We start from the raw sequence: 25,619 nt of genomic DNA on the forward strand, positions 1-25,619 counted from the left end.
CGACGGCCCCGGGCACGGACCGGCGGCCCCGGGTACGGGCCGGGGCCGCCGGTGGCCGTGGACGTCAGCGCCAGAACTCGGCGAGCCGCCCGGCCAGAGCCCGGCCCTGGTCGTAACCGGCTCGGGCGGCGGGCGGACGCGTCGACAGGTCCATCATGTCGGTCCCGAACGCCTTGAGTGCGGCGTCGTCGGGGAAGACCGTCTCGACGCTGCTGCCGGCCGCGCGGAGCTCGTCGACCTGCGCCGCGAGCTGCATGCGCCACTCCAACGGATGCCGCGTTCGACCGCCGAAGGGCGACAGCACCAGCACCCTCGCGTGCCCGGCCGCCAGGTCGGCGTTCTCGTTGCGTCGGTAGCCGCCGTCGATGTACCGGCTGTCGCCGATGCCGTACGGCGGCACGCCGAAGCCGCTGGACGTGCTGGCGGCGACGGCGTCCACCAGGTCGACTCCGCTGTGGCGGTCGAACACGACCGGCTCACCGGTGCGGGCGTCGACCGCCGTGATGAGCACCGGTCGCTGCGGCCAGTGCGCACCGGGAAGCCGTGCCGCGACCGTGGCGCGCCACCGCGCCGCCCCGGAGCCGTCCGACGCCGCGTCCAGCTCGAGCGCCGCCGCACCCATCCGGCGGCGCATGTCGGCCGCGTCCGCGGCGGCGGCGATGATCCGGTTCGTCACCTCCAGGTAGTTCGCCACCGGGACGAGGCGACCGCGACCACCGCCGGGGCCGACCGGACCGGTCCGCTGCGGGGGCGCGGCGGACAGGATGGCGGCGTACAGGTCGGTCGCGGTCGTGCCGGTGAGCTGGGCCGCGGCCGTCGCCCCGGCTGACGTTCCGACGGTCAGATCGGCCTCGGTCACATCCAGCCCGGCATCGAACAGACCGGCGATGACGCCGATCTCCCACGCGTTGCCGGCCGATCCACCGCCGTGCAGGACCAGGGCGCGCTCACCCGCGGCACGCAGCCGCTTCGTCGCGTCGACCTGCGGAGTCGAAGAAGGTGTGGTGTTCATGGGAGTCGCCTTTCGCGAATTGCCTGGCGGCGCTCCCGGCGGCGACTACTTCAGCCGCGCGATCGTGGACTGCGGGGGAGCACCCATTACGGACACTGCTGCGTTCACGGGGCTCACCTCCTGCTGCTGGATCACGACCACCGGGAAGCTAACACCCCGGCGAGACGGCACGCAACCGGATTTCGCCGCACCTCGGACTCGGGCAGCGGGTGCTCCCGGGACGGTGCGCGCCGCTACGATGCGCGCCGTGATCCTCGCTGTTGACGTGCACTCGCATGCTTACCAAATCGGACAGTACTCGGCCGAGTGGGGCATACCAGCCCTGATCGTGGTCGTTCTCGCCTGGTCGTCCACCCGCACCTGGCGCAATCCCGTCGCGCACGGCCTCGAGGAGGCGCCCCGGGTCGCGGCACTGCGGAGGAGGCGTGGGTACGTCAGCATTCTGGCCACCGTTCTCGCGGCCGGTGCCGTGGTGGCCGCGGTGCTCGTCGAGGTGGGCACGGACCCCGACTACGGTCCGGTGGCCGAGTCCGCTCCGGTGGCCGAGTCCACTCCGGCCGGGCGCACCGTCGAGGCTCCGGAGGCGGCCGCCGGCTACCACCTGATCACCGGCGAGGCCGCGGCCGCGCTGGCGGCCCGGATGCCGAGCGCGAGCCCCGAGCACTACTGGTTCTACTCGGCCACGCCGGGCGGCACCCGGCCGACCCTGATGCTCAGCGCCTCCACCGCGGAGTGGAATCCCAAGCTGGCCAAGGAGAACGCCGCCCACTCCGCCGCCTGGGGCCTGCGCAACTTCTTCGCGGGCGCCCGGATCGACGATCCCCAGGACGTCGACGCCGGTCCGTTGGGCGGGGCCATGCAGTGCGGCTACCGGGGTGGGAAGGCCCCGGCGATGATCTGCCGCTGGAACGACGCCTCGACCTCGGGCGCCGTCGCGGTCTTCGACATGACGGACGTCCACCAGGCCGCGGCGATCGCCCTGCAGTTCCGCAACGCGGCGGAGCACTGATGGCCGTGCCCACGGTGAACCGCGGGGCCGGGGAGTAACGCGGCGGGTCAGCAGCGCAGTTCGGGTGGGAAGCCCGTCCAGCGGAGCTCCTCGGGGAGGTGGCTCTGGTCGTTCAGGAGCAGGACGGAGGAGGGGCGGCCGGGGGTGAAGCGCAGGACGGTGAGGGCCGCGTTGGCGGCGTTCAGGCCGAGCCAGCGCCACCCGGGGGCGTCCAGGGTGTGGCGGACCAGCCAGCCGACCAGGAAGGCGTGGGTGACGACCAGTTCGTGCCGGTCCTCACCGCCCGGGACCGGCCCGGTGAACCGTTCGACTGCGCGGCGGGCCAGTTCCGGGCCCCGGGAGAGCTCCTCCGCCGAGGCGCTGGCGAGGAAGCGCAGCAGGAACTCGGCGCTGTCGGTGGGGAGTTCGGCGGCCGGAGGTACGTAGGGGACGTAGTCGCCGGCTTCCTCGCACACCGACAGCGACGGGCCGTTCAGCTGCTCCCCGATGAGGTGCGCGGTCTGCGCGGCCCGGGGGAGCGGACCGTGGTGCACCGTCGTGATGGGGCGGTTCGCCAGGCGGCGGCCGAGCAGGACGGCCTGGCGGCGTCCGGCGGCGGTGAGTCCGCCGCTGCCGTCCGGGCCGTCCGGGCCGTCCGAGGTGGCCTCTCCGTGGCGGGCGAGGTAGAGGTAGCGGGTGGCGGTGGCGGTGGCGGTGGCGGGCACGGGCGGGCTCCGGGACTTCGCTCGGGAACGGTGGTGTCCCTCAGCGACGCCCGCGGGGCCGGTCCCGGTTCCGGGTCAGCCGGTGTGGGCCCGGTCCAGCAGGGTGAGTTCCGCCGCCGTCAGCCGCAGGGCGCCGGCGGCGATGTTGTCCTCCAGGTGCGCGACGTCGCCGGTGCCCGGGATGGCGAGCACGTGCGGGCCGCGGTGCAGCGTCCAGGCGAGCCGGACCTGGGCGGTGCTGACCCCGCGGGCCTCGGCCACCGCCCGGACCTGGGCGGGTTCGCTCCCGCCGGCGCCGCCCTCCCGTCCGGCGCCCGCGATGGCGTAGAAGGGGACGAAGGCGATGCCCTGCTCGCCGCAGAGCCGCAGCACCTCGTCCTGGGTGGCGGAGGCGCCGATGCCGTACGGGTTCTGCACGCAGGTGACCGGGGCGATGGCCTGGGCCTCGGCGAGGTGGTGGGGCTGGATGTTGGACAGGCCGAGCCGGCGGATCAGGCCGGCCTGCCGCAACTCGGCGAGCGCGCCGAAGCGTTCGGCGATCGAGTCGCTGCCGAGGATGCGCAGGTTGACCAGGTCGAGGTGGTCGCGACCGAGTTGGCGCAGGTTCTCCTCGACCTGGGCGCGCAGCCCGGCGGGGGTGCGGGCGTGCTCGGTCCACTCCCCGTCGGGACCGCGGGCGGGGCCGACCTTGGTGGCGATCACCAGGTCGTCGGCGTACGGGGCGAGGGCGCGGTTGATCAGCTCGTTGGCGGAGCGCAGCGGGGAGAAGTAGAAGGCGGCGGTGTCGATGTGGTTGACGCCCAGTTCGACGGCCCGGCGCAGCACCCGCAGGGCCTGCTCGCGGTCGCGCGGTACGGCGTCGGGCGTCAGCGCCGGGCCGGTCTGGGGCAGGCGCATCGTGCCGAAGCCGATCCGGTGGACGGCGCGGTCGCCGAGGTTCCAGGTGCCGGAGGCGGCGGCGGTCACGGTGGTGTCGGAAGTCATGCCCGTCATGATCGCTACTGCACTAGCCTGATCGCCACTGATTCGGGAATGTGCGAATCCATCGGGGACGTCCAGGGGTGGGGTGTTGGCGGAGCTGCTGTTCACGGCGGGCGACCTGGCGCGGATGCGGTTCGCGGTCGCCCCGATGTGGGAGATCGGCCCGAGCCTGCGCCTGCTGCGCTCGGGGCTGCCGCACGCCGTCCACGGGCCCTGGGTGGAGCAGGTGCGGCCCCGGCTGTCGGCGCTCGGGCCGGCTTACGGGCTGCTCGCCGAACTCGTGCCGCCCACCGGCTACGTGCCCGACTTCGTCAACCCGGCCCCGGCCGGGCCGGCGCCGACCCTCGCCGAGGAACTCGCCGCGATCCGGGCCACTCCCGCCGGGCAGGTCCGGCGCGACCTCGACCGGCTGGCGGCGGAACGGGGCGCACTCGGCCCCCGGCTGCGGGCCCTGCACGCCGATCCCGGAGCCGGGCTGGCGCGGCTGACCGAGGCGATCGAGGCGTACTGGGAGCTGGCCCTCGCGCCGTACTGGGCGAGGATCCGCGCGGTGCTCGACGCCGACGTGCTGCACCGGGCCCGGCAGGCCGCCGAGCACGGCGCCGCGCGGGTGCTGAACGACCTGCACGCCGAACTGCGGTGGGCGGAGGACACCCTGCGGCTCAGCCACCGCTCCCGCCCGATGTCCCGTCGGGCAACCGGCCCGGGCCTGCTGCTGATCCCCTCCGCCTTCACCGGCCCCGGCCTGTACACCCTGTTCGCCCCGCCGGGCCCGCCCCAACTCGCCTACCCGGCCCGGGGGATCGGCGGCCTCTGGACGACGGAGGCGGCGCCGGCGTCCGGAACCGCGGCCCTCGCGGCGGTGCTCGGCCGCTCCCGCGCCCTGCTGCTCGCCGAACTCGCCGCCCCGGCCTCGACCACCGAACTCGCCCGGCGCACCGGGCTGTCGCCCTCGGCCGTCTCGCAGTACCTGACGGCGCTGCGCGACGCGGGCCTGGTGAGCGCCCACCGCGCGGGCCGCTGGGTGCTGTACGCCCGGACGGCCACGGCGGAGGCACTGCTGAACCGTTCCTGAGCTTGCCGGCCATTCCTGCGGCCGCCGCGGCGCACGGCGTCACGGTCTGCGGCACGGCCAGCTCCGGCACCCCGCCGGTCGAACTGACCTGGGCGCTGCTGCTCGGTCTGGCCCGGGGCATCGTCCAGGAGAGCACCGCGCTGCGCGAGGGCGGGCCGTGGCAGAGCACCGTCGGGGCCGACCTGCACGGGCGGACCCTCGGGGTGCTCGGCCTCGGACGGATCGGCACGCTCGTGGCCAGGGGTGGAGCTCGTCTTCGGCATGGACGTGCTCGCCTGGAGCCGGGGCCTGACGGACGAGCGGGCGGGCCAGGCGAGAGTGCGCCGGGCCGGGTCCAAGGAGGAACTGCTGCGGGAGAGCGACTTCGTCTCGGTCCACCTCGCCTCCACCGCGGACGCCCGGGGGCTGATCGGCGGCGCCGAACTCGTCCTGATGAAGCCCGAGGCCTACCTGGTCAACACCTCCCGGGCGGCGATCGTCGACCAGGACGCGCTGCTCGCCGCGCTCACCGAGGGCCGGATCGCGGGCGCCGCCCTGGACGTCTTCGACGTCGAGCCGCTGCCCGCCGACCATCGGCTACGCAGCGCGCCCCGGCTGCTGGCCACCTCGCACCTGGGGTACGTCTCGCAGGACAACTACCGGCGGTACTTCGGCGAGGCGGTGGAGGACATCGAGGCCTTCCTCAAGGGGGAACCGATCCGCCGTCTGGGCTGACGCGGGCGCCCGTGGCCCGGCTGCCGCTCGCATACTGACGGTATGACGAGCGGAGACGGCTACCGGGGTAGGGGCCGACGCGGGGTGTTGCGGGCGGGGGCGGCGGCGGTGCTGCTGGGGGCGGTGGGGTGTTCGAGCGGGGGCAAGCCGGTGGCGGCCCCGACGAGTTCGACGGCGGCCCCGACCACACCTCCGACCGCACCCCCGACCCCGCCGCCCACCCCGACGACGACCGCGGCGCCCACCCCAGCCCCGGCGCCGCTGCCCAACCCGCCGCTCTGGCAGCCCGGCCCCGGCGAGATCCAGCCCGACGTCAAGCGCCGCGCCGTCGAGCTGGTCGCCGCGCTCGGCGCCTGGCCGCCGGGCGGGCAGGGCGCGGAGCCGGCCCGGGCGCGGGTGGCGGCGCTCGGGCTGGCGCCGGGGCTGGCGGACCAGGCCGGGCGGCTGGCCCCGCCGGCGGCCGAGGTGAGCCTGGAGGTGGTCGACGCCCAGTACGGCGGGATCCTCGCCGACTCGGCGAGCGTGCTGGTGGTCTGCCGGCAGTGGACCCGGCAGTCGGACGGTTCGGTGGCCGCGGGCGGCATCACCGTGGACGTCCGGCTGAGCCGGGCCGAGCCGCGCTGGAACGTCACCGAGCTGCACCCGGGCGACCCGGGCCCGGCCGCCGCCTCGCCCGCCCCGGCGGTGGCGAAGGTGCTGGCCGAGCCGAGGATCGAGCTGCCGCCCGAGGCGGTGGCCGACCTGCGCAGCGGCACGGTCCACGACACCGTGCCGACGGCGATGCTGCGGCTGGCCGGCCCGTACACGCTGTCGGTGAGCGTGGTGCGCAGCGGCCACCCGTTGGACGTCTTCGGCACGACCCGGCCCAGCGACCATCCGCTGGGCCGGGCCTTCGACGTCTGGCGGATCGACGGCCGGGCGGTGGTGGACCCGGCCACGCCCCGGCAGCTGATCGAGTCCTTCATGCGGGACGCGGCGGCGGCCGGTTCGTACAACGTGGGCGGGCCGGTGGCGATCGCGGGCAGCGGCAACCGGTTCTTCACCGACGACACCCACCACGACCACGTCCACATCGGGTTCAACAGCTAGCCAGGCATGGCTAGTTGACGCTGACCGCGCTCCAGGCCGCGGCGATCGCGTTGTACTCGGTGCTGCCGGCGCCGTACAGGTCGCGGGCGGCGTTGAGGGAGGCGGCGCGGGCGCCCTTGTAGTTCGTGGTGGAGGTCATGTAGACGGTCAGCGCGCGGTACCAGATCTTGGCGACCTTCTGGTTGCCGATGCCGGTCACCGTGGAGTCGTCGCAGGTGGGGCTGTTGTAGCTGACGCCGTTGACGGTCTTGCTGCCGCTGCCCTCGCTGGCCAGGTAGAACCAGTGGTTGCCGACTCCGCTGGAGTAGTGGACGTTGAGCTTGCCGACCGAGCTGCTCCAGCAGTCGGCCGAGTGGCCGTCCAGCGAGGGCTTGTCGAAGCGGCGCAGCCACGGGGGCGTGGACTGGTCACTGAACAGGTAGTCGCCGGTGTCGATCTTGTTGTTGGCGTACCACTCGACCATCGTGCCGAAGATGTCGCTGGTGGACTCGTTGAGGCCGCCGGACTCGCCGCTGTAGCGCAGGTTGGCGGTGGCGCTGGTGACGCCGTGGGTCATCTCGTGGCCCATGGTGTCGAGGTCGACCTGCTCGGGGTCGGTGCTGCCGTTGCCGTCGCCGGTCATCATGCAGAAGCAGCTGTCGGACCACTGGGCGTTGTCCCAGTCGGTGCCGACGTGGACGAAGACGGTGGCGCCCTTGCCGTCGTTCTTGATGCCGTTCCGGCCGTGGACGTTCTTGTAGTAGTCGTACGTCCAGGCGGTGTTGGCGTGGGCGTCGACGGCGGCGGTGGCGCGGTCGGTGGAGAACTTCCGGCCGTCGCCCCAGACGTTGGTGGTGCTGGTGAACGGGGTGCCGGAGCTCGCCTTGACCGAACTGGCGGAGAGGTTGCCGGCGTCCTTGGTGACGTGGCCGCGGACGGGGTCGGTGAGGGTGTAGCCGCTGCCGGTCGGTGTGGTGTCGATGGTGACCTGGCCGGTGTACTCGGAGTTCCCGGTGCCGGCGGCCTGGTGCTCGGCGTCGTAGGACTCGATCTGTTCGCCGGTGGTGGCGTCGGTGACGACGATCCGGCCGGCCGGCTGGCCGTGCTCGCCGGTGCCCTCGACGGTGGTCCGCCACGCGAGCCGGGGCGTGCCGTCGGCGGCCCAGACCACCAGTTCGGGGGTGCTGACGGCGTCCTTGACGCCGGGGGCGGCGGCGAGCGCGTCCGCGGCGCCGGACCGGGCGGGCACCTTGGGGACGGTGGACTTCACGGCGGCGTCGTGGGCGGCCGCGCGGGTGGAGTCCTTGAGCCTGCCGCGGGCGTCCTGGTGGACGACGAGGTCGCCGCCGATCACCGGGAGGCCATGGTAGGTGCGGTCGAAGCGGACGTGCGAGGCGCCGTCGGCGTCGAGGACGACGTCCTTGAGGACGAGGTCCTGGCCCGCGCCGTAGCCGAACACCCCGGGGGCGTGGCTGACGTTGGCGCGGGCCTGGGCGATCGCGGCCTCGCGCGTGGCGGGGGCGGCGGAGGCCGTGGTGCCGGGGACGACGACGGCGGCGAGGGCGGCGGCGACGGCTATGGCTCCGGCCGTGCGGACACGACGGGAGGAGGAGGTGGGGCTCACTCTGGCTCCAGTGGGGGTAGCTGCAGGGAAAAGAGCTGCGACCGAGATTGACGGCGATCAGTCACGTTCAGCTAGAGGAAAGGTCATAACTTTGCCAAGTTGTGTCCTGGTCAAATCAAAAATGATCGGACGTTAACAAGCCGTCTACGCTGCCGTCGTGACGATCGACTACCAGTGGCGCGGCGCGCTCACCGACCCCGAACTCGACACCCTGCACGCCGAAGGCTTCGGCCACCCCGTCGAACCCGGCGGCCGGCTGGCCCGGTTGGAGCGGCACAGCCTCGGCTGGGTAACCGCCCGGCGGGCCGCCGACGGCGCGCTCGTCGGCTTCGTCAACCTCGCCTGGGACGGCGGCGCCCACGCCTTCGTCCTCGACACCGTGGTCTCGCCGGCCGCCCAGCGGCAGGGCATCGCCACCCGGCTGGTCGCCGAGGCCGCCGACGGCGCCCGCGCGGCCGGTTGCGCCTGGCTGCACGTCGACTTCGAACCGCACCTGCGCGCCTTCTACCTCGAGGCGTGCGGCCTCCGGCCCACCGACGCGGGGCTGTTGGCGCTCTGAGGGCCTACACTCACCGCTCATGGACGGATGGGTGGGGGCCTGGACCGGCGGGCGGGCGGCGGTCCACATCGGCAACGTCGCGGACTTCAACGCGCAGTTCTTCGCCCCGGGCATGGACGCCGAACAGCGCGCCCGGCGGCTGCGGCAGGCGCACCACTACGCCTGCCTGGCCGTCGGCTACAGCCCGGAACCGGCGGTGCTGGTGCTGCCCGCCGAGGTCGACCGGGAGTGGACCGACTGGCTGGCCCGGGAGTTGGCGTGGGGTCCGGTCGAGGTGCACAGCGGGGTCGCGGACGGCCGGACGCTCGCCGAGGCGCTCGCTGGCCGGCCCGCCCTCGCCGCGCGGATCGCCGACTCCGGTCGCCCGGTGGTCAGTTGGGGCCGTACGCCCGCGCAGGGCGAGGGGCCCGAGCTGGCCGCCGTCCGCCGCTACGAGTCCAAGTCCGCCGCGCACGGGCTGTTCGCCGCCCTGGCGGCTGAGCACCCGGGGATCGTCGTCCCGGCGCAGGAGCGACTGGAGAGCCGCCGCCGCGCCGCCCGTAGGCTGACCGTCCGTGCCGCCCGGGGGCTGACCACCGTACTGAAGAGCCCGCACGGTGTCGGCGGCTACGGCACCGTCGTGGTCGAGCCCGGCGAACTGTTCGCCGCGGGCGGCGGGGGCGCCCTGCTGCGCCGCCTGGTCCGCTCCGAAGTGCTGCCGCCGCAGGGCGAGTTGCTGCTGGAGGAGTACGTCGACCCGGGCCCGGCCGCCCGGCTGCGCGACCTCACCTACGACGCCGTGGTCGGCCCGGACGGCACCGTGCACCCGGTCGGGGCGGGTGCCATGGAGGTGGCCGGCACCCGTTACCAGGGCGTCACCGTCGGCCCCGGCGCCGTCCCGCGGGCCGCCGCCGAGACGGCCCGCGCCTTCGCCCTCGCGGTGGGGGAGCGGCTGGCCGCGGAGGGCTACCGGGGCTGGTACGACGTCGACTTCGTCACCGACCGGCAGCGCCGGCTCGCCCCCACCGAGATCAACCTGCGGCTCACCGGGCCCGCCATCGCCTTCGTGCTGCGCGAACGCCTCGACCAGGTGCGCGGCCCCGGTCATCTGGTCCGCACCCTGGACGCGATGCCGCTCGGCGCCCGGCTCGCCCCCGAGGCGCTGCACGACCACCTCGACCGGCTGCGCCCGCGCTGCGCCCGGCTCGGCGTCACCCTGCTGCCGCTGATCCCGACGGCGGGCCACGACCCGGAGCCCGCCGTCGGCCTCGCCCTCGCCGGGCCGGACGCCGAGGCACTGGACGCCGCGCAGGCCCTGGTCGAGGCGGCCAACCACGCGCTGACCGGGATGTTCGAGGCGCTGCGCTGAGGCCCTACTTCTTGGCCTTCGGCTTGCTCAGCAGGAAGACCACGACCACCACCGCGGCCAGCATCAGTGGGATGTTGAACACGAAGACCATAATCGTCTCGCGCGACCAGTCGGTGGACTCGGTCAGCCGGTACAGGTTGTCCTGCGGCCACCAGGAGGCGAGCAGCCAGAACACCGAGATCCAGGTGAGCAGGGACAGCCGCAGCGAGCGGCCCTGCCGCAGCACCGCGGGGAGGCCGAGGACCAGGAAGGCCACGCCGGCGCCGAAGGCCAGGTTCTCGCACAGGTAGAGCAGCTCGAACCCGAACTGGTAGGCGTTGGGCACCGCCGAGACGTCGGTCGAGCTGGCGAAGAAGGCATCGGTGAACATCCAGGCGAAGAAGGCGCCGCCCAGCACGATGGAGGCCGCGAAGCAGCCCATCGCCTCCCCCTCGGAGAGCATCCCGGGCCTGCCGCCTCCGGCCTTGCCGCCGCCCTTCCTGCTGCCGCCCCCCTTGGCCGAGCGCGGCCCGGTGTGCCTCGGCGGGGCCGGCAGCGGCAGGGCGGCGCGGTCCAGCTTGCCGGCCCGGGTGCGCGGCAGCTCGGCGACGGGGATGACGGCGGCGGGCGCGGAGTAGCCGTTGAGCTCCGCCAGCAGGTACTGGGTGAGCGACCAGCCGTCCGTCCCCTCCGGCGTCCCCCGGGCGGGCACCGCGTAGCCGACCAGCACCCGCTGCCCCGGCGTCCGCTCCACCTCGACCACGGCCGCCTCCCGCACCGCCGGGTGGGCGCGCAGCACGCCCTCGGCCCGGGCCGCGGCCTTTACCCGGGTGGTCACCGTGGTGGCCCGCTCCGCGCCGAGCGGACCGACCACGGTCGCGGCGCGGCCGACGAACTCCAGGACGCCGTCCGCCCGCAGCAGCCCGAGGTCGCCGGTGAGCAGCACCCGCCCGTCCGGGTCGAAGTCCGCCCGGACGAAGCGGCGGGCAGTGTCCGCCGGCCGGTTGAGGTAGCCGCGGGTCAGGCCGCCGCCCGCGACGGCGATCTCGCCGACCCGCCCAGGCGCCACCGGGGTGGCGTTCGGGCCCAGCACGTACACCCGGGTGCCGGGGAAGGGCCGGCCGACCAGCGAGACCCGCTCCGCCCCCTCGGCGGCGGCCGCGCCGCGCACCTCGAAGTAGGTGCTGTCGACGGTGGCCTCGGCCAGGCCGTAGACGTTCAGCACCCGGGTGGACCCGCCGAGCAGCCGCTGCAGCGCCAACTGCTCGTCCAGGTACCACTTCTCGGCGCCGACGGTGAGCAGCCGCACCCCCGGCAGCCCGGTGCCGCCCGCCTCCAGCAGGGCGGTGAGACGGCGCGCGGTGCGGACGTTCAGCTCCATGACGGTGATCCGCTCCTCCGCCACCAGGGCGGGCAGGGCGGCGAGGTCGGCGGTGCGGTCCAGGGTGAGGTTGAACGGGGCGACCACCAGGGTCGCGCCGGTGCACAGCGCGCGGACCCAGTCGGCGGTGAAGACGTCGAACTCCAGGCTCGCGGTCTGCAGGATCCGGTCCTCGGCCGTCAGCCCGTACACCTCGCGCCAACCGGCGTACGCGGCCAGCAGGTTGCGGTGCTCGACCATCGCGCCGGTGGGCAGGCCGGTGGAACCGGAGGTGTAGAACACGCAGGCGAGGTCGCCGGGTTCGACCTCGGGGTGCTCGAACTCCCCGTCCGGCGCGGCCGGTTCGTCGACGCAGACGGGCTCGGACGCGGCCGCGTCGGTCAGTCGCGCCCGGTACCGCTGCTCGGTCAGCACCAGGTCCGGCGCGGCGTCCGCCAGCACGTGCCGCAGCAGCGCGTCGGGCGCGGTCGGCTCCACCGGCACGAACGCGGCGCCCGCCTTGAGCACCGCCAGCAACGCGACGTACACCTCGGTGCCCCGGCCCAGCGCGACCGCCGCCCGGCCGCCCGGGGCCAGCCCGCGCCGCGCCAGCACGGCGGCCAGCCGGTCCGCCCGCGCGTCCAGCTCCCCGTACGTCAGTTCCGCCTCGCCGCAGCGCACCGCCACCGCCTGCGGGGCCCGGCGGGCCTGCCGCGCGACCAGCCCGTGCAGGGTCGCCGCCCGCTCCTCGTCCACCGTCATCACGCCTCCCCCTCGTCCCCCTCGGAAAGGCACAATCTTCCTCCCAACTCCCCTCGTGCGACAGCGTTCTGTGGAATCCACCCGGGACCGCTCCGCGTCCACCCCTCGGACGGCCGGGCTCCGCCCCGTCCGGCGGCGGTACGGTGCACACGGACGGTCGGCGCCGGCCCGTCCGGTGCGGCGCCCGACACCCGTACCCTGCCCGGCGCCACGAAACGGAGTCCCCATGAGCCCGTCCTTCGACGGCCCGCTGCTGCGCACCCACGACGTGGACGTCGTGCGCGACGGCCGGCACCTGCTGCGCGGCATCACCCTGGAGATCCAGCCCGGCGAGCACTGGGCGCTGCTCGGCCCCAACGGGGCGGGCAAGTCCACGCTGCTCGCCCTGCTCGGCGCGGTCTCCCACCCCACCCGGGGCACGGTGGACGTGCTCGGGCGCCGGCTCGGCCGGGTGGACATCCGGGAGCTGCGCGCCCACCTCGGGCACGTCAACCCGCGCCACCCGCTGCGCTCGCCGCTGACCGTGCGCGAGGTGGTGCTCACCGGGCACACCAACACCATCGAGCCGGAGTGGCACCGCAAGCCCGCCCCCGAGGCGGTGGAGCGGGTCGAGCAGCTGATCGAGACGCTCGGCATGGCCGCGATGGCCGAGGCCCCGTGGACCACGCTCTCCCAGGGCGAGCGCGGCCGGGCGCTGATCGCCCGCGCGCTGATGCCCAGCCCCCGCCTGCTGCTGCTCGACGAACCCGCCACCGGGCTGGACCTGACCGCCCGCGAGTTGCTGCTGGACAGCCTGGACCTGCTGCGCCACCAGCACCCGGAGCTGGCCAGCGTGCTGGTCACCCACCACCTGGAGGAGCTGCCGGAGAGCACCACCCACGCCCTGCTGCTGCGCGGCGGCGAGTGCGTGGCGGCCGGGACGGTGGACGAGGTGATGACCACCGAGCTGATCAGCGAGACCTTCGGCCACCCGATCCGGATCAGCCGCCACGAGGGCCGCTGGACGGCCCGCGCCGCCGCCCGTCGAGTGCCCGGGAGGTAGCGGGCCGGGATCGGCAGGGGGGTGGGTGTCGACGGTAAAGAGTTCTTACGTAAGGTATGCCTTAGCTAAAAAGGAGGCACCGGCCCGGCCGGTGCTTTACCCGGCCTTGGCACCCCCATGCCCTTTTCCGTTGGAGCCCCCATGTCCGCCCGCCGCCGTTCCACCGCAGCCGCGCTGCTCAGCCTCGCCGTGGCGACCGCCGCCCTGGCCGGCTGCGCCTCGAAGAAGGACGACAAGGCGGGCGGCGCGGACGCGGTCAAGGTCAACGCCACCGACACCGCCTGCGAGGTCTCCAGGACCAGCTTCCCGTCCGGCCACGTGGTGCTGGACATCAGCAACAAGGGCTCCAAGACCACCGAGGTCTACGTCTACGCCGCCGGCGACAAGATCGTCACCGAGCGGGAGAACATCGGCCCCGGCACCAAGGCCACCATCAACGCCGAGATCAAGGCCGGCTCGTACGAGATCGCCTGCAAGCCCGGCATGGTCGGCGACGGCATCCGGCAGAAGATCACCGTCACCGGCGAGGGCGGCAGCGCCGCCCCGGCCGACCCGCGCCTGGCCGCCGCCGTCGACGCCTACCGCGCCTACGCCCAGCAGCAGGCCGACGCCACCGTCCCCGCCGTCGAGGCCTTCGCCGCCGCGATCAGGGGCGGCGACCTGGAGAAGGCCAAGTCGCTGTACGCGCCCTCGCGCACCGGCTGGGAGCGCACCGAGCCGGTCGCCGAGAGCTTCGGGGACGTCGACCCCAAGACCGACACCCGCGAGGACAAGCTGGAGCAGGGCCAGGAGTGGACCGGCTGGCACCGGCTGGAGAAGGCCCTCTGGGCCGACGCGAAGATCGGCGACGACGAGAAGAAGCTCGCCGACCAGCTGGTCGCCGACCTCAAGGACTGGCAGAAGAAGATCCCCGCGGCGGAGATCACCGCGACCAGCATGGCCAACGGCGCCAAGGAACTGCTGGACGAGGTCGCCACCAACAAGATCACCGGTGAGGAGGACCGCTACAGCCACACCGACCTGGCGGACTTCCACGCCAACGTCGAGGGCGCGCAGAAGGCCTATGAGCTGCTGAAGCCGGTCGCCGCGGAGAAGGACCCGGAGCTCGCCAGGACGCTCGACTCCGAGTTCGCCGCCATCAACGCCCTGCTGGCCAAGTACCGGCAGACCGACGGTGCCTTCACCCCCTACGACAGGGTCACCGAGGCCGAGCGCAAGACCTTCTCCGACGCGGTGAACTCGCTGGGCGAGCCGCTGTCGAAGCTGGCCGCCGCCGTGGTCGTCAAGTAACAGTCCCGTCAAGTGGCCGGGATCCGGCCGCAGTTCAGTGGTTCCGCAAGAGTGAGAAGGGCCCGCCCGTCGATGGACGCCGAGAACGAGCAGCAGAACGGCACGCCGGCCGCTGCCGACACCACCAACCGGGCCGCGGTCAGCCGACGCGCCGTCATCGGCTGGGCCGGCGCGGGCGTCGCGCTCGGCGCCGCCGCCGTCGGCTCGGTCGCCGCCGCGACCCGGCAGGACTCCGACCCGGTCCCGGCCGCGAACGCGACGACCGGCGGGGAGGTGCCCTTCTACGGCGAGCACCAGGCGGGCATCTCCACCCCGGTCCAGGACCGGCTGCACTTCGCGGCCTTCGACGTCTCCGAGAAGGCCACCCGGGAGTCGCTGGTCAAGCTGCTCAAGGAGTGGACCAAGGCGGCCGCCGCGATGACCGGCGGCCGTGAGGTCGGCACCGGCGCCGTGCCCGGCTCCGCCGAGGCGCCACCGGACGACACCGGCGAGGCGCTCGGCCTGCCCGCCTCCCGGCTCACCCTCACCATCGGCTTCGGGCCGAGCCTGTTCGAGAAGGACGGCATCGACCGCTTCGGCCTCAAGGCCCAGCGCCCCGAAGCCCTGATCGAGCTGCCGAACTTCAAGGGCGACAAGCTCGACCCGCTGCGCAGCGGCGGTGACCTCTGCGTCCAGGCCTGCGCCGACGACCCCCAGGTCGCGGTGCACGCGATCCGCAACCTGGCCCGGATCGGCATGGGCACCGTCAACATCCGCTGGTCCCAGCTCGGCTTCGGCAAGACCTCCTCGACCACCCCGGACGAGCAGACCCCGCGCAACCTGATGGGCTTCAAGGACGGCACCCACAACATCGCGGGCACCGACGCCGCCAACCTGACCGAGCACGTCTGGGCGGCCCCCGGCGACGGCCCGGAGTGGATGACCGGCGGCTCCTACCTGGTCGCCCGGCGGATCCGGATGCACATCGAGACCTGGGACCGCGCCTCGCTCAAGGACCAGGAGGACACCTTCGGGCGCACCAAGGGCGAGGGCGCCCCGTACGGCAGGGCCAAGGAGCACGACGCCCCCGACCTCAAGGCGATGCCCGCGACCTCGCACGTCGCCCTGGCCCACCCGGACGCCAACAACGGCCTGATGATCCTGCGCCGCGGTTTCTCCTTCACCGACGGCACCGACGGCCTCGGCCGCCTGGACGCCGGGCTGTTCTTCCTCGCCTACCAGCGCGACACCCGCAAGGCCTTCGTACCGCTGCAACAGCGGCTCGCGGCCTCCGACAAGCTCAACGAGTACATCCAGCACGTCGGCTCAGCCCACTTCGCCTGCCCGGCGGGCGTGCGCAAGCCGGGGGAGTGGTGGGGCCAGGCCCTCTTCGGATGATCCCGCCCGCTCTCACCACCCCGAGGAGTCAGCCGTGTTCGGCAACTACCTGATCGGCCTGCGCGAAGGCCTCGAAGCCAGCCTGGTCGTCTGCATCCTGATCGCCTACCTGGTCAAGACCGACCGCCGGGACAGGCTGCCGCCGGTGTGGATCGGCGTCACCGCGGCCGTGGTGCTGTCCATGGCCTTCGGCGCGGTGCTGCAGTTCGGCTCCTCGCAGCTCACCTTCGAGGCCCAGGAGGCGCTCGGCGGCTCGCTGTCGATCATCTCGGTCGGGCTGGTGACCTGGATGGTGTTCTGGATGCGGCGCACCGCCCGGCACCTGAAGACCGAGCTGCACGGCAAGCTGGACGCGGCGATCGCGATGGGCACGACCGCCCTGGTGGTCACCTCCTTCCTGGCGGTCGGCCGGGAGGGCCTGGAGACCGCGCTGTTCATCTGGTCGGCGGTGCAGGCCACCGACGACGGCTGGAACCCGCTGCTCGGCGCCGCGCTCGGCCTGCTCACCTCGGTGGTGCTCGGCTGGCTGTTCTACCGGGGTGCGCTGAAGATCAACCTGGCGAAGTTCTTCACCTGGACCGGCGCGATGCTGGTCGTGGTGGCGGCCGGCGTGCTCGCCTACGGCGTGCACGACCTCCAGGAGGCCGGCTGGCTGCCCGGCCTGCACTCGCCGGCCTTCGACATCTCCAGCACCGTCCCCAAGGACAGCTGGTACGGCACCCTGCTCAAGGGCGTGTTCAACTTCCAGCCGGACCCGACCGTCCTGCAGCTGGTGGTCTGGCTGGCCTACCTGCTGCCCACCCTGGCCGTCTTCTTCAACCTGTTCAGCGGCGGCAAGGCCGAGCCCGCCGAGCCCGTCGCCACCAAGCCGGCCGCCTGACCCGGCAGTTCACCACCCACCGCCCCGCCCGGCACCCGCCGGGCGGGGCGGTGTGGTGTGAACGGCCCTAGAGAGCGTGGGTCTTGGACATGAGGAAGAGGACGAGCAGCAGCCCGAAGCCGGCCGCGATGAACGGGCCGAGCGCGAGCTGTCGGTGCGTCCCGGAGACGTTGTGTTCACTCCACAGGTGCGATTCGGCCGTGCCGCGCGCGTCCCAGGACACCCGCCGCTGGTAGTCGCAGCTGTGGCACTCCACGTAGCGCTGGTTGTCCCCGCGCGAGACGATCACCGCCGTGTGCGAGTGCCCGTTCGAGTCCGTGCCCGTGAACCGGCTCGTGATCACGGCCCACCCCCTTGAGCGTAGCTGCCGTTCGCAGTGATCCTTGCACGGACCACTGGCGATTCCCCGGCGCCCATGGAACCACGCCTGCTGCCCCACCGTCCTGCTTTGAGGGGAACAGCCTCGTGCCGATCGCTCACCCGTGGGGGGAAACATGCACGTCCGTCGACCGACCCGGCTACTCGCGGCCAGTGCCGCGGCGCTCGCCGCCGCCGTCCTGCTGACCGCGTGCAACGATGATGCCGGGGCCGGGGCGCTGCCGGCACCGACGGTGACCGTCACCGGGGTGGCGCCCGCCCAGCCGACCGGAGCGGGCAGGACGGCGACCGGCAAGGCGACCGTCCCGGGAGCCACGCCCACCGGGCCGATGGCCACCCAGCCGGTCGGCGCGCGGTGCAGGGCCGACGAACTCGCCGTCACCGTCCAGCTCCAGGAGCCCGGATCGGCCATGGTGCTGCTCACCGTCAAGGGCGACCGCAGTTGCACGCTGTTCGGCTACCCGGGATACGGCGGACTGCGCGCCGACAACAGCGCGGACCCGCTGCCGGTCAAGCGGGAGCCGTACCCCGGGGCGCCCACGGCGGTCACCCTGACGCCGAAGACGACCGCCTTCGCCGGCCTCAAGTGGAACTCCTGCGACAAGGCCGACCCGAGCTGCCACGTGATCACCGGTCTGCAGCTCACCCCGCCGGACGAGACCAAGCAGGTGACCACCGAGGTGCTCGGTCTCGACGGCAAGCCCGTCACCCAACTCCTGGTCTCCGCCCAGGGCCTGACCACCGGCAGCCTGCAGCCCTCGAACCAGGGCGTGGTCTTCCCCAAGTCGTGACGCGTGGCAGCCCCTGGGGGGACGGTCGCACCGGACCGTTCCCCCAGGGGCTCCTGTCGTCCGCCCGGACTACTGGCTCTTGATCGCGTCCAGGATGTCCAGCTTCGCCGCCCGGTGGGCCGGCCAGAGTGCGGCCAACAGGCCGATCACGGCGGCGGCGAGCAGGAAGCCGGCGATCTGCAACGGCGGCACCACGGTGGTGATGCCCTTGAGGTCGTCCGCCATGGTCCGAACGCCCGCCCAGGCGACCAGGATGCCGAGGCCCACCCCGACCAGCCCGCCGAACAGCGCGATCAGCAGCGACTCCAGCCGGACCATCCGACGGATGCCGAGCCGGTCCAGGCCGATCGCCCGCAGCATGCCGATCTCCCGGCGGCGCTCGAACACCGACATCGCCATGGTGTTGACGACACCGAGCACGGCGATCACCACGGACATGCCGAGCAGCCCGTACATCATGTTCAGGATGCTGGTGACGGCCTGGCGGCTCTCCGCCTTGATGTCCTTCTCGCCCTTGACCGCGATCAGCGGGTTGCCGCCGGTCGCGTCGCGCAGCGCCTGCTTCAGCTGCTCGGTCGCGCCGTTCGCGCCCTTGACCAGGACCTTGTTGAGGCCGGAGCCGGGCTGGGCGTGCGGGCCGACCACGGCCTCCGGGGCGAGCACCGGGGCGAGCGCGGTGTCGGCCTCCAGGACGCCGCCGACGGTGAGCGAGCCCTTGCTGCCGTCCGGGTAGGTGACGCTCAGGGTGTCGCCGACCTTGTAGCCGGCGCTCTGGCTGCGGCTCGAACTCACCAGCAGCTTGCCCTGCTTGAGCGCGTCCGCCGAGCCCTCCTTGATCTTGATGGTGGTCAGCTGGTCGATGGTCGTCGCGTCCACGGCGGTCAGCCACTCGCTGTCATCGCCGTTCCGGCCGATGGCCACCGGGACGCCGCGCTCGGTGCTCATCGCGCTGACGCCCGGGGTCCTGGCGATCTGGGCGGCGACCTCGGGGGAGAGCATCGAGAAGTTCTGCATGGCGACCGTGTAGTCGGCCTTGAGGTCGCTCGAAGTGGAGTCGTCGACGGCCTTGTTCACCGAGGCGCCGACCACGGTCAGCGAGGTGATCAGGGTGACGCCGATGGTCAGCGCCGAGGCGGTGGCGGCGGTGCGGCGCGGGTTGCGCACCGCGTTCTCCCGGGCCAGCTTGCCCGGGGTGCCGTACACGGCGCGCAGCAGCGGGGCGAACAGCGCGATCAGCGGCCGGGACAGCAGCGGGGTCAGCACGAACACGCCGATCAGCAGGGCGCCGGCGCCGAGGCCGACCAGCTTGACCTCCTTGCCGCTCGCGCCGGCGGCCAGCGCGCCCGCACCGGCCAGCGAGAACAGCAGCCCGATGGTGTTGCGCAGCCGCAGGCTCTTCTGGGTGGCGGGCTGCTCGACCGAGCTCATCGCCGCCACCGGCGCGATCCGGGAGGCCCGGCGGGCGGGCAGCCAGGCGGCGAGCAGCGTCACCAGCACGCCGACGGCGATCGCGGCGAGGACGGTGGTCGGGGCGATCACCAGCGGGCCGTCCGGCAGGTTGGCGTCCATCGGGCCGTTGAGCAGCGCCTTGAGCCCGACGGCGATCCCGATGCCGGCCAGCAGCCCGGCGACCGAGGCGGTCAGGCCGACCAGCACGGCCTCGACCTTCACCGAGCGGGTGATCTGCCGGCGGGTGGCACCGACGGCGCGCAGCAGGGCCAGTTCCCTGGTGCGCTGGGCGACCAGCATGGTGAAGGTGTTGGCGATGATGAAGATCCCGACGAACAGCGCGATGGCGGCGAAGCCCATCAGGAAGGTGCTCAGGACCTTGGTGCCCCGGGCGATCATCTTGTCCTGCTCGTCGGCCAGTTCGCGGCCGGTCCTGGCCTCGATGCTGTCGCCCTGCGGAAGGGCCTGCTTGACGGCGGCGAGCAGTGCGGTGTCGTCGGTGCCCGGCTTGGCCTTGACGTCCAACTCGGCGAAGCGGCCGGGGCTCAGGTACAACTGCTGGGCGGTGGCGGTGTCGAAGGCGGCCAGCGAGCCACCGGCTACTACGCGCGGGTCGTTGGTGTGCAGGGTGCCGGTGAGCTTGAGCCGCATCACCGGGCCGTTGACCGCGACCCGGACGGTGTCGCCGACCTTGAAGCCGCCCTTCTCGGCGGTCCTGGTGTCCAGCGCGATCTCGGTGGCGTCCTTGGGGCCGCGGCCCGTGACCAGCGGGTAGCGCGGGTCGGTGCCGTCCGGGCCCGGCACGTAGTTGGTCCCGGTGGTGGAGAAGCCGTTGCCGATCAGCGCGCCCTTGTGGTCGGCGATGCCGGCGAAGCCGCTGACCACGCCGCGCACCTCGGCGGCGCCGGGCAGCGCGGCGACCGTGCGGCGGGTCTCCTCGGTGAGGGTCGGGCCGGTGGCGGCCCGGCCGCCGTGGTCGTAGCCGCGGCTGACGGCCTCGTTGTCGCTGACCGTGACGGCGATGTCGGCGTAGCTCTTGGAGTTCTGGGTCCTGAGCGCCTGGCCCATGGTGTCGGTGAAGACGAGCGTGCCGGCCACGAAGGCGGTGCCGAGCATGACGGCCAGCATGGTCATCAGCAGTCGGCCCTTGTGGGCCAGTACGTTGCGCAGTGCGGTGCGGAACAAGGGGTGTCCTGGGAGTTCGGGGGCGTCGGGTTCGTTCGCTGAGGGGCTCAGCTGGTGCGGCCCTTGGCGTCGAAGCGGCGCATGCGGTCCAGGACGGTGTCGGCGGTGGGGGCGTGGAGTTCGTCGACGATCCGGCCGTCGGCGAGGAAGACGACGCGGTCGGCGTAGGAGGCGGCGACCGGGTCGTGGGTGACCATGACGACGGTCTGGCCGAGTTCGCGCACGGAGTTGCGCAGGAAGGAGAGGATCTCGGCGCCGGAGCGGGAGTCCAGGTTGCCGGTGGGTTCGTCGGCGAAGATGATGTCGGGCTTTCCGGCGAGGGCGCGGGCGCAGGCGACGCGCTGCTGCTGGCCGCCGGAGAGCTGGGAGGGGCGGTGGCTGAGGCGGCCGGAGAGGCCGACGGTGTCGACGACCCGGTCGAGCCAGGCCTGGTCGGCCTTGCGGCCGGCGATGTCCATGGGGAGGGTGATGTTCTCCAGGGCGGTCAGGGTGGGGAGCAGGTTGAAGGCCTGGAAGATGAAGCCGATGTGGTCGCGGCGCAGCTGGGTGAGCTGCTTGTCCTTGAGGCCGACGAGTTCGGTGTCGCCGATGGTGGTGGAGCCGGAGGAGACGGTGTCCAGGCCGGCCATGCAGTGCATGAGGGTGGACTTGCCGGAGCCGGAGGGGCCCATGATGGCGGTGAACTCGCCCTGGGGGAAGGTGACGCTGACGTTGTCGAGGGCGACGACCCGGGTCTCCCCCTCCCCGTAGACCTTGTTCAGACCGGTGGCGCGGGCGGCCGCCAGGCCCGTGTGGACGGCGGTTGCGGGGAACGTCACGAGGACTCCTGGGAACGAATCGGATTTTCCTACCGATCCATCCTCTCCAGCGGTTCGGGCCCGATGTGTATGCCGGGGGGAGGGTCGGCCCCCGCCGACCCGGTGGTGCGGCGGGAGCGCTCTCCTCCTCAGGTATGACATGTCCCCCTGGGAACTCCTCGTGGTCACTCCACGGCGACGCCGAAGGCGGTCGCCAGTCCCGCCAGACCGTTCGTCACCGCCCGAGCCGAGGGTGCGAGGTGCCAGCCGCCGTCCGCCCGCCGGAAACTCCCCAGCAGCATCGCGGAGTCCGGGACGCCGCCGTTGGCGCCCGGCCACTTCGCCGGTCCACTCGCACCCGGCCCGTACTCGGCGGCGACGGCCAGCCCGTACACGTAGCCGAGCGGCAGCGCCGGCGGCTCCTCCTCCTCGGTGGAGACCGCGAGCACCACCTCGTCGACCGCGGCCGGCAGCCGGTGCAGGTCCAGGCTCAGCCGGGCCGCCCGGGCCGGCTCGCCCGGCACCGAGTGGGTCGGGTGCAGCCGGACGGCGCCGTCCGGGTCCTGCGGGTTGTTGAAGAACACGAAGTGCTCGTCGCTCAGCACCCGGCCGCCGGCGCACAGGAACGCCGTGACGTCCAGCTCCACCGGGTCCCCGCCGGCGGTGCGGCTCTGCCAGCTGACCGTCACGCTGCTCTGCGCGGCGGCCGGCTCGGCCTCCCTCGGCTCCCTCGGTCCCGGCTCGGGCGCGGCGCTCCCGCCCGGTCGGCCTGTTCCGCCTGGTCCGCCCCCGAGCCGGCCGCGCAGCCCCTGCTCCGCCAGCAGCTCCACCAGCTCCGGTCCGCTCACCAGGGTCAGCGGCTTGCCCTCGATGTAGCTGTACGAGCCGCGGCCGAAGCCCGCCGTGGTCACCAGGATGCCCTTGATCGCGCCGTGGTGGCGGACGGTGGACTCCAGGTCGCGCACGGCCGTCGGCGGCACGGTCTTCTTGTAGCGCTTCGCCTGGATCACGATCTTCCCGCCGGTCACCGGGTCCAGGTCCTCGGCGACCACGTCCACCCCGACGTCGCCGCTGCGGGCCGTGGTCATCACGCGGAAACCGCGCAACCGGAACAACTCGGCGATCAGGTCCTCGAACTCGAGCGGATCCATCTCGAAGAGGTCCGGCTCGTCCTCGCCGAAGTGCCCGGCCAGGTTCCCGCCGACCGACTCCGGCAGCCGGTCCGGCTTCACCTCGTCCAGCCGCTCGGGCCGCGCCGACAGCTTGCCGCCCAGGCCCTGGAAGCACTCCACCGGGGCCACCCGGTCCAGCGCCAGCCCGGAGAAACCGTCCCGGGTCGCGGTCAGCGTGGACAGGAAGCGCTCCGCCTCCCGGCCGGTCGCCGGGTCGATGCCGAGCACGAAGCCGTTCAGCACCACCGAGTCCAGCATCCCGTCCGGGTCCGCCCGGAACAGCTCCGCCGCCACCCGCAGCGCCGACTGCGCCAGCACCTCCCGGTACAGCGCCTTGCGCTCGGTCGCCGGGCGGGCCACCTCGGCCTCGCGGTCGTCCGTCCTCACGTACCGCACCCGGGCGGCCGCCGGCACCACGTCCGGACCGGGCAGCTCCCAGTTCACCACCAGCTGACGGCTCGACACCTCCCAGGCCGCCACCAGCCGGTGCGGAAAGCCCTCCGGCCAGGCCGCCGAGGCGTACAGCCCGGCCGTGAAGTACTCCTGCACCGCCTCCGGCTCACCCGCCCGCAGCCGCCGCAGCAACTCCTCGGTGCCGGCCATGCGTTCCGCCTCCTGGCGGCGGAACGACTCCGCCCAGTGCAGGTACTCCTGGCGGTACGCGGTCAGCCGGCGCTGCCGGTCCGCCTCCCGCGCCTGCGCGGCGTACCAGTCCTGCTCGAACCGGGCCCGGGCCTGGGCGACGTACTGCTCGTACTGCCGGCGCACCCCGCCGTTGCGGGCCTGCACCGGGTCCGGCGGCGGGACGTGGTACGCGGCGGAGGCCTGGTCCGGCATCGGTACCGGCTCGCCCAGCGGCCCCGGATCGAACGGCGGCACCGGGCGCGCCGCCAGCAGCGCCTGCGGCCCGAACGCCGGCGCGGCCAGCCCGGCCGCCAGCAATCCGCGCAACTCCGCCACCCGGGCGTCCAGTTCGGCCGTCCGCCGGGCAGCCTCCGCCTCCCGCGACTGCTGGTACGCGCGCTGCGCCTCCCGCTCGTCCCGGGCGGCCGCCCGCTGCGCCTCCCGCTGGGCGCGCTCGTGCCGCCGCAACTCCGCCGCCTCGGCACGCCAACGGGCCTCCTCCCGGCGCTGCTGCTGCCGCTGCGCCTCTGCCCAGACCGCCAGCACCCCGCTGTTCCGCCGCCCCGCCACCAGCCACCCCTCCCGTCCACACGCCGCCACTGGCGCCCGCCACAATAGAACGTGGACGGCCCGTCGGGCCAAGCGCCCGCGGCCTGCGGGGCTTCCGGTCCGGGGTGGCTCGCGCGGGTGGTGGGTCGAGGTCCGTCAACCCGTCGACCCGGCCGGCGAGTTCATGAACGGGCGTCAGTGCTGCGGCTCGGCGTACCAGCGCCAGTCGGTGCGGAGCGGGAGGCCGGGGAGGGCGGTGCGGCCGGTGGCCCAGAGGAGGGTCGGCCAGGGGTCCGCGAGGGGGACGTCGGGGAAGAGGCGGGTGAGGACGCGGGTGCAGACATCGGCGGGCGGGGTCCAGGGGACGCCGAGGCCCTGGGTGACGTCGTGGAGGTGGACCAGGGTCTCCACCAGGCTCATGGCCACGAAGCCGGAGGCGTCGGCGAGGCCCCACGGGTGGTGGGCCCGGGTGTCCGGCGGCGCGACCCGGGCGATGGCGACCATCAACCCGCCGCTGGCTTCCAGTACTTCGAGCAGACCCGGCACCCCGTCGGCCGGCTTGGCGCGGACGAAGTTGTTCGGGGCGCCGGGCGAGCGGCGGGTCGCCTCGAAGGGCACGTACCGGTCGCGCGGCGGCCGGGCCGGGCCGAGCTGGGCGGCGTAGGCGAGGAGGTCGTCGCCGAGGTGTTCGACGGTCTCCCAGCAGCTCCAGTCGAGGGTGCCGGCGGGCCGCGACCAGTCCGCGTCCGCGGGGGCGCCGGCCAGGGTGTCGACGGCGAGGCGCAGGGTGCGGGCGAGGTCGTCCGGGGTCGGTGAGTCGATCATGGACGGGACGCTAGCAGCGGCGCGGGGCCACTGGGGTCCGGGTCCCCGCATTCTCCGGGATGCGGTCGTTGTCAGTGGCAGCGGGTAGCCTCACCTGGGTCGTGGACCTACAGGGAGGGCTGCCCGTGACGATCCCCGCACCCCAGCACCCGGAGCGGCCGGCCGGCTGGATCTCCACCGGCCTGAGCTGGCACGACGGCCGGGCCCTGCTCGGTGCCGTGCGCGGCACCCGGGTGCACGAGCGCGCCGTCGCACCGGGTACGGAGGTCGGCTGGCTGCTCGGCGGCCCGCGCCGCTGCACCGGGGCCTGGCTGGCCGGGGCGACGGAGCGCACGCCCTGCCCGCACCACGCGGTGATCGCCCCGGACGGCGGCGCCACCCAGTGCCCGGCCTGCCAGAGCGTGGACCGCGGCCTGGCGCTGGCCCGGGACCAGATCCTGGACGACGGCCGGACCTACCTGCTCTACCTCGCCTGGTTCGGCGAGGGGCTGCTGAAGGTCGGCCTGACCGCCGAGCAGCGCGGTGACAGCCGACTGCTCGAACAGGGCGCGCTGGCCTACGCGTTCACCGCACGCGGCGGCCTGCCCGCGGTGCGCCGCGCCGAACTGACCGTCGCCGCCTCGGGGTTGGCCCGGGAGCGGTACAAGTCCCGGCTGAAGACGGACCACTGGTGGGCGCACGGCGACGCCCCGCACCGCCGTGCCGTGCTCGCCGAGGCCCGCGCCCAGGCGCACCGGCTGCTGGACGGCCACGCGGTGGAACTGCTCGCCGACCGCCCGGTGGTGGACCACGTGGAGCGCTTCGGCCTGGCCGACGGCGCCCCCGAGGCCTACCGGGAGATCACCGGCCTGGCCGCCGGCGCGGTGATCGCGGGCACGCTGCGCCCGCCGGTGGGCCGGCACCTCTTCCTCGACCAGCCGGACGGCTCCGGCCCGCTGCTGCTGGACACCCGGCGGCTCACCGGCTGGACGCTCGTGCCCGTCACCGGCCGGCCCTGCGAGGGCCTCGCCCTGGAGGAGCGGAGCCGCCCGCCGGAGCCGGACACCCAGGAGGCACTGTTCTGAA

21 protein-coding genes and 1 pseudogene are annotated in these 25,619 nt (G+C 73.7%); 12 read left to right on the forward strand and 10 right to left on the reverse strand.

Annotated elements, in window-relative coordinates; translation table 11 throughout:
- Window positions 1-64: 64 nt before the first annotated feature.
- Entirely contained in the window at window positions 65-1,012 is a 948-nt protein-coding gene (locus O1G21_RS35075; protein ID WP_270149447.1) for a patatin-like phospholipase family protein, read from the reverse strand.
- Window positions 1,013-1,259: 247 nt separating this feature from the next.
- On the opposite strand from O1G21_RS35075, the gene O1G21_RS35080 reads away from it, so the two are divergent.
- A complete protein-coding gene (locus tag O1G21_RS35080; protein WP_270149449.1) occupies window positions 1,260-2,021 on the forward strand; it encodes a hypothetical protein in 762 nt (253 codons plus the stop codon).
- Between the two features lie 47 nt (window positions 2,022-2,068).
- Here the strand turns inward: O1G21_RS35080 and O1G21_RS35085 are convergent, their stop codons facing one another.
- Window positions 2,069-2,725, reverse strand: coding sequence for a histidine phosphatase family protein (locus tag O1G21_RS35085; RefSeq protein ID WP_270149450.1), 657 nt, complete (start codon window positions 2,723-2,725; stop codon window positions 2,069-2,071).
- Between the two features lie 75 nt (window positions 2,726-2,800).
- On the reverse strand, window positions 2,801-3,709 hold the full coding sequence (locus O1G21_RS35090; protein WP_270149452.1) for an aldo/keto reductase: 909 nt from the start codon (window positions 3,707-3,709) through the stop codon (window positions 2,801-2,803).
- Window positions 3,710-3,803: 94 nt separating this feature from the next.
- On the opposite strand from O1G21_RS35090, the gene O1G21_RS35095 reads away from it, so the two are divergent.
- The 3 genes and pseudogenes from O1G21_RS35095 (at window position 3,804) to O1G21_RS35105 (ending at window position 6,584) form a co-directional block, all read left to right on the forward strand.
- Window positions 3,804-4,781 (forward strand): DUF5937 family protein, encoded by a 978-nt coding sequence (locus O1G21_RS35095; protein WP_405000851.1) that lies wholly within the window; start codon window positions 3,804-3,806, stop codon window positions 4,779-4,781.
- Between the two features lie 17 nt (window positions 4,782-4,798).
- Window positions 4,799-5,495: pseudogene (locus O1G21_RS35100) on the forward strand (D-2-hydroxyacid dehydrogenase family protein); the annotation flags it as partial.
- Between the two features lie 42 nt (window positions 5,496-5,537).
- Entirely contained in the window at window positions 5,538-6,584 is a 1,047-nt protein-coding gene (locus O1G21_RS35105) for a hypothetical protein (protein ID WP_270149456.1), read from the forward strand.
- A gap of 10 nt (window positions 6,585-6,594) precedes the next feature.
- Here the strand turns inward: O1G21_RS35105 and O1G21_RS35110 are convergent, their stop codons facing one another.
- A complete protein-coding gene (locus O1G21_RS35110; RefSeq protein ID WP_270149459.1) occupies window positions 6,595-8,187 on the reverse strand; it encodes a M4 family metallopeptidase in 1,593 nt (530 codons plus the stop codon).
- Between the two features lie 157 nt (window positions 8,188-8,344).
- Between O1G21_RS35110 and O1G21_RS35115 the strand changes: the two genes are divergently transcribed.
- Both O1G21_RS35115 and O1G21_RS35120 read left to right on the forward strand, forming a co-directional pair.
- Window positions 8,345-8,746 (forward strand): GNAT family N-acetyltransferase, encoded by a 402-nt coding sequence (locus O1G21_RS35115; protein WP_270149460.1) that lies wholly within the window; start codon window positions 8,345-8,347, stop codon window positions 8,744-8,746.
- A 19-nt stretch (window positions 8,747-8,765) separates the two neighbouring features.
- Window positions 8,766-10,094 (forward strand): hypothetical protein, encoded by a 1,329-nt coding sequence (locus tag O1G21_RS35120; protein ID WP_270149462.1) that lies wholly within the window; start codon window positions 8,766-8,768, stop codon window positions 10,092-10,094.
- Window positions 10,095-10,098: 4 nt separating this feature from the next.
- On the opposite strand, the gene O1G21_RS35125 is transcribed toward O1G21_RS35120, so the two are convergent.
- The gene (locus O1G21_RS35125) at window positions 10,099-12,195 is read right to left on the reverse strand and encodes an amino acid adenylation domain-containing protein (RefSeq protein ID WP_270149464.1); all 2,097 of its coding nucleotides are present in this window, start codon (window positions 12,193-12,195) and stop codon (window positions 10,099-10,101) included.
- A gap of 226 nt (window positions 12,196-12,421) precedes the next feature.
- Here O1G21_RS35125 and O1G21_RS35130 point away from each other — a divergent pair, with 226 nt between their 5' ends.
- The 4 genes from O1G21_RS35130 (at window position 12,422) to efeU (ending at window position 16,784) form a co-directional block, all read left to right on the forward strand.
- Entirely contained in the window at window positions 12,422-13,237 is an 816-nt protein-coding gene (locus tag O1G21_RS35130; protein WP_270149465.1) for an ABC transporter ATP-binding protein, read from the forward strand.
- A gap of 141 nt (window positions 13,238-13,378) precedes the next feature.
- Window positions 13,379-14,527 (forward strand): iron uptake system protein EfeO, encoded by a 1,149-nt coding sequence (efeO, locus tag O1G21_RS35135; protein WP_270149466.1) that lies wholly within the window; start codon window positions 13,379-13,381, stop codon window positions 14,525-14,527.
- Window positions 14,528-14,599: 72 nt separating this feature from the next.
- Complete coding sequence (efeB, locus tag O1G21_RS35140; protein ID WP_270149468.1) at window positions 14,600-15,904, forward strand: iron uptake transporter deferrochelatase/peroxidase subunit; 1,305 nt, start codon at window positions 14,600-14,602, stop codon at window positions 15,902-15,904.
- A 34-nt stretch (window positions 15,905-15,938) separates the two neighbouring features.
- Window positions 15,939-16,784, forward strand: coding sequence for an iron uptake transporter permease EfeU (gene efeU, locus O1G21_RS35145; RefSeq protein ID WP_270149470.1), 846 nt, complete (start codon window positions 15,939-15,941; stop codon window positions 16,782-16,784).
- 67 nt (window positions 16,785-16,851) lie between these two features.
- On the opposite strand, the gene O1G21_RS35150 is transcribed toward efeU, so the two are convergent.
- Window positions 16,852-17,127, reverse strand: a complete 276-nt coding sequence (locus O1G21_RS35150) for a hypothetical protein (RefSeq protein WP_270149471.1) — start codon at window positions 17,125-17,127, stop codon at window positions 16,852-16,854.
- A 151-nt stretch (window positions 17,128-17,278) separates the two neighbouring features.
- Between O1G21_RS35150 and O1G21_RS35155 the strand changes: the two genes are divergently transcribed.
- Entirely contained in the window at window positions 17,279-17,953 is a 675-nt protein-coding gene (locus O1G21_RS35155) for a DUF4232 domain-containing protein (RefSeq protein ID WP_270149472.1), read from the forward strand.
- 69 nt (window positions 17,954-18,022) lie between these two features.
- Here the strand turns inward: O1G21_RS35155 and O1G21_RS35160 are convergent, their stop codons facing one another.
- The 4 genes from O1G21_RS35160 to O1G21_RS35175 all read right to left on the reverse strand — a co-directional run bounded on the left by O1G21_RS35160 (window position 18,023) and on the right by O1G21_RS35175 (window position 24,554).
- Window positions 18,023-20,587 (reverse strand): ABC transporter permease, encoded by a 2,565-nt coding sequence (locus tag O1G21_RS35160; RefSeq protein WP_270149474.1) that lies wholly within the window; start codon window positions 20,585-20,587, stop codon window positions 18,023-18,025.
- 47 nt (window positions 20,588-20,634) lie between these two features.
- A complete protein-coding gene (locus O1G21_RS35165) occupies window positions 20,635-21,405 on the reverse strand; it encodes an ABC transporter ATP-binding protein (protein ID WP_270149475.1) in 771 nt (256 codons plus the stop codon).
- Window positions 21,406-21,569: 164 nt separating this feature from the next.
- Entirely contained in the window at window positions 21,570-23,750 is a 2,181-nt protein-coding gene (locus O1G21_RS35170) for a restriction endonuclease (RefSeq protein WP_270149477.1), read from the reverse strand.
- A gap of 174 nt (window positions 23,751-23,924) precedes the next feature.
- Window positions 23,925-24,554, reverse strand: coding sequence for a maleylpyruvate isomerase N-terminal domain-containing protein (locus O1G21_RS35175; protein ID WP_270149479.1), 630 nt, complete (start codon window positions 24,552-24,554; stop codon window positions 23,925-23,927).
- Window positions 24,555-24,679: 125 nt separating this feature from the next.
- On the opposite strand from O1G21_RS35175, the gene O1G21_RS35180 reads away from it, so the two are divergent.
- A complete protein-coding gene (locus tag O1G21_RS35180; RefSeq protein ID WP_270149481.1) occupies window positions 24,680-25,618 on the forward strand; it encodes a DUF2797 domain-containing protein in 939 nt (312 codons plus the stop codon).
- Window position 25,619: the final 1 nt, after the last annotated feature.

Source organism: Kitasatospora cathayae (assembly GCF_027627435.1).
GTDB lineage: Bacteria > Actinomycetota > Actinomycetes > Streptomycetales > Streptomycetaceae > Kitasatospora > Kitasatospora cathayae.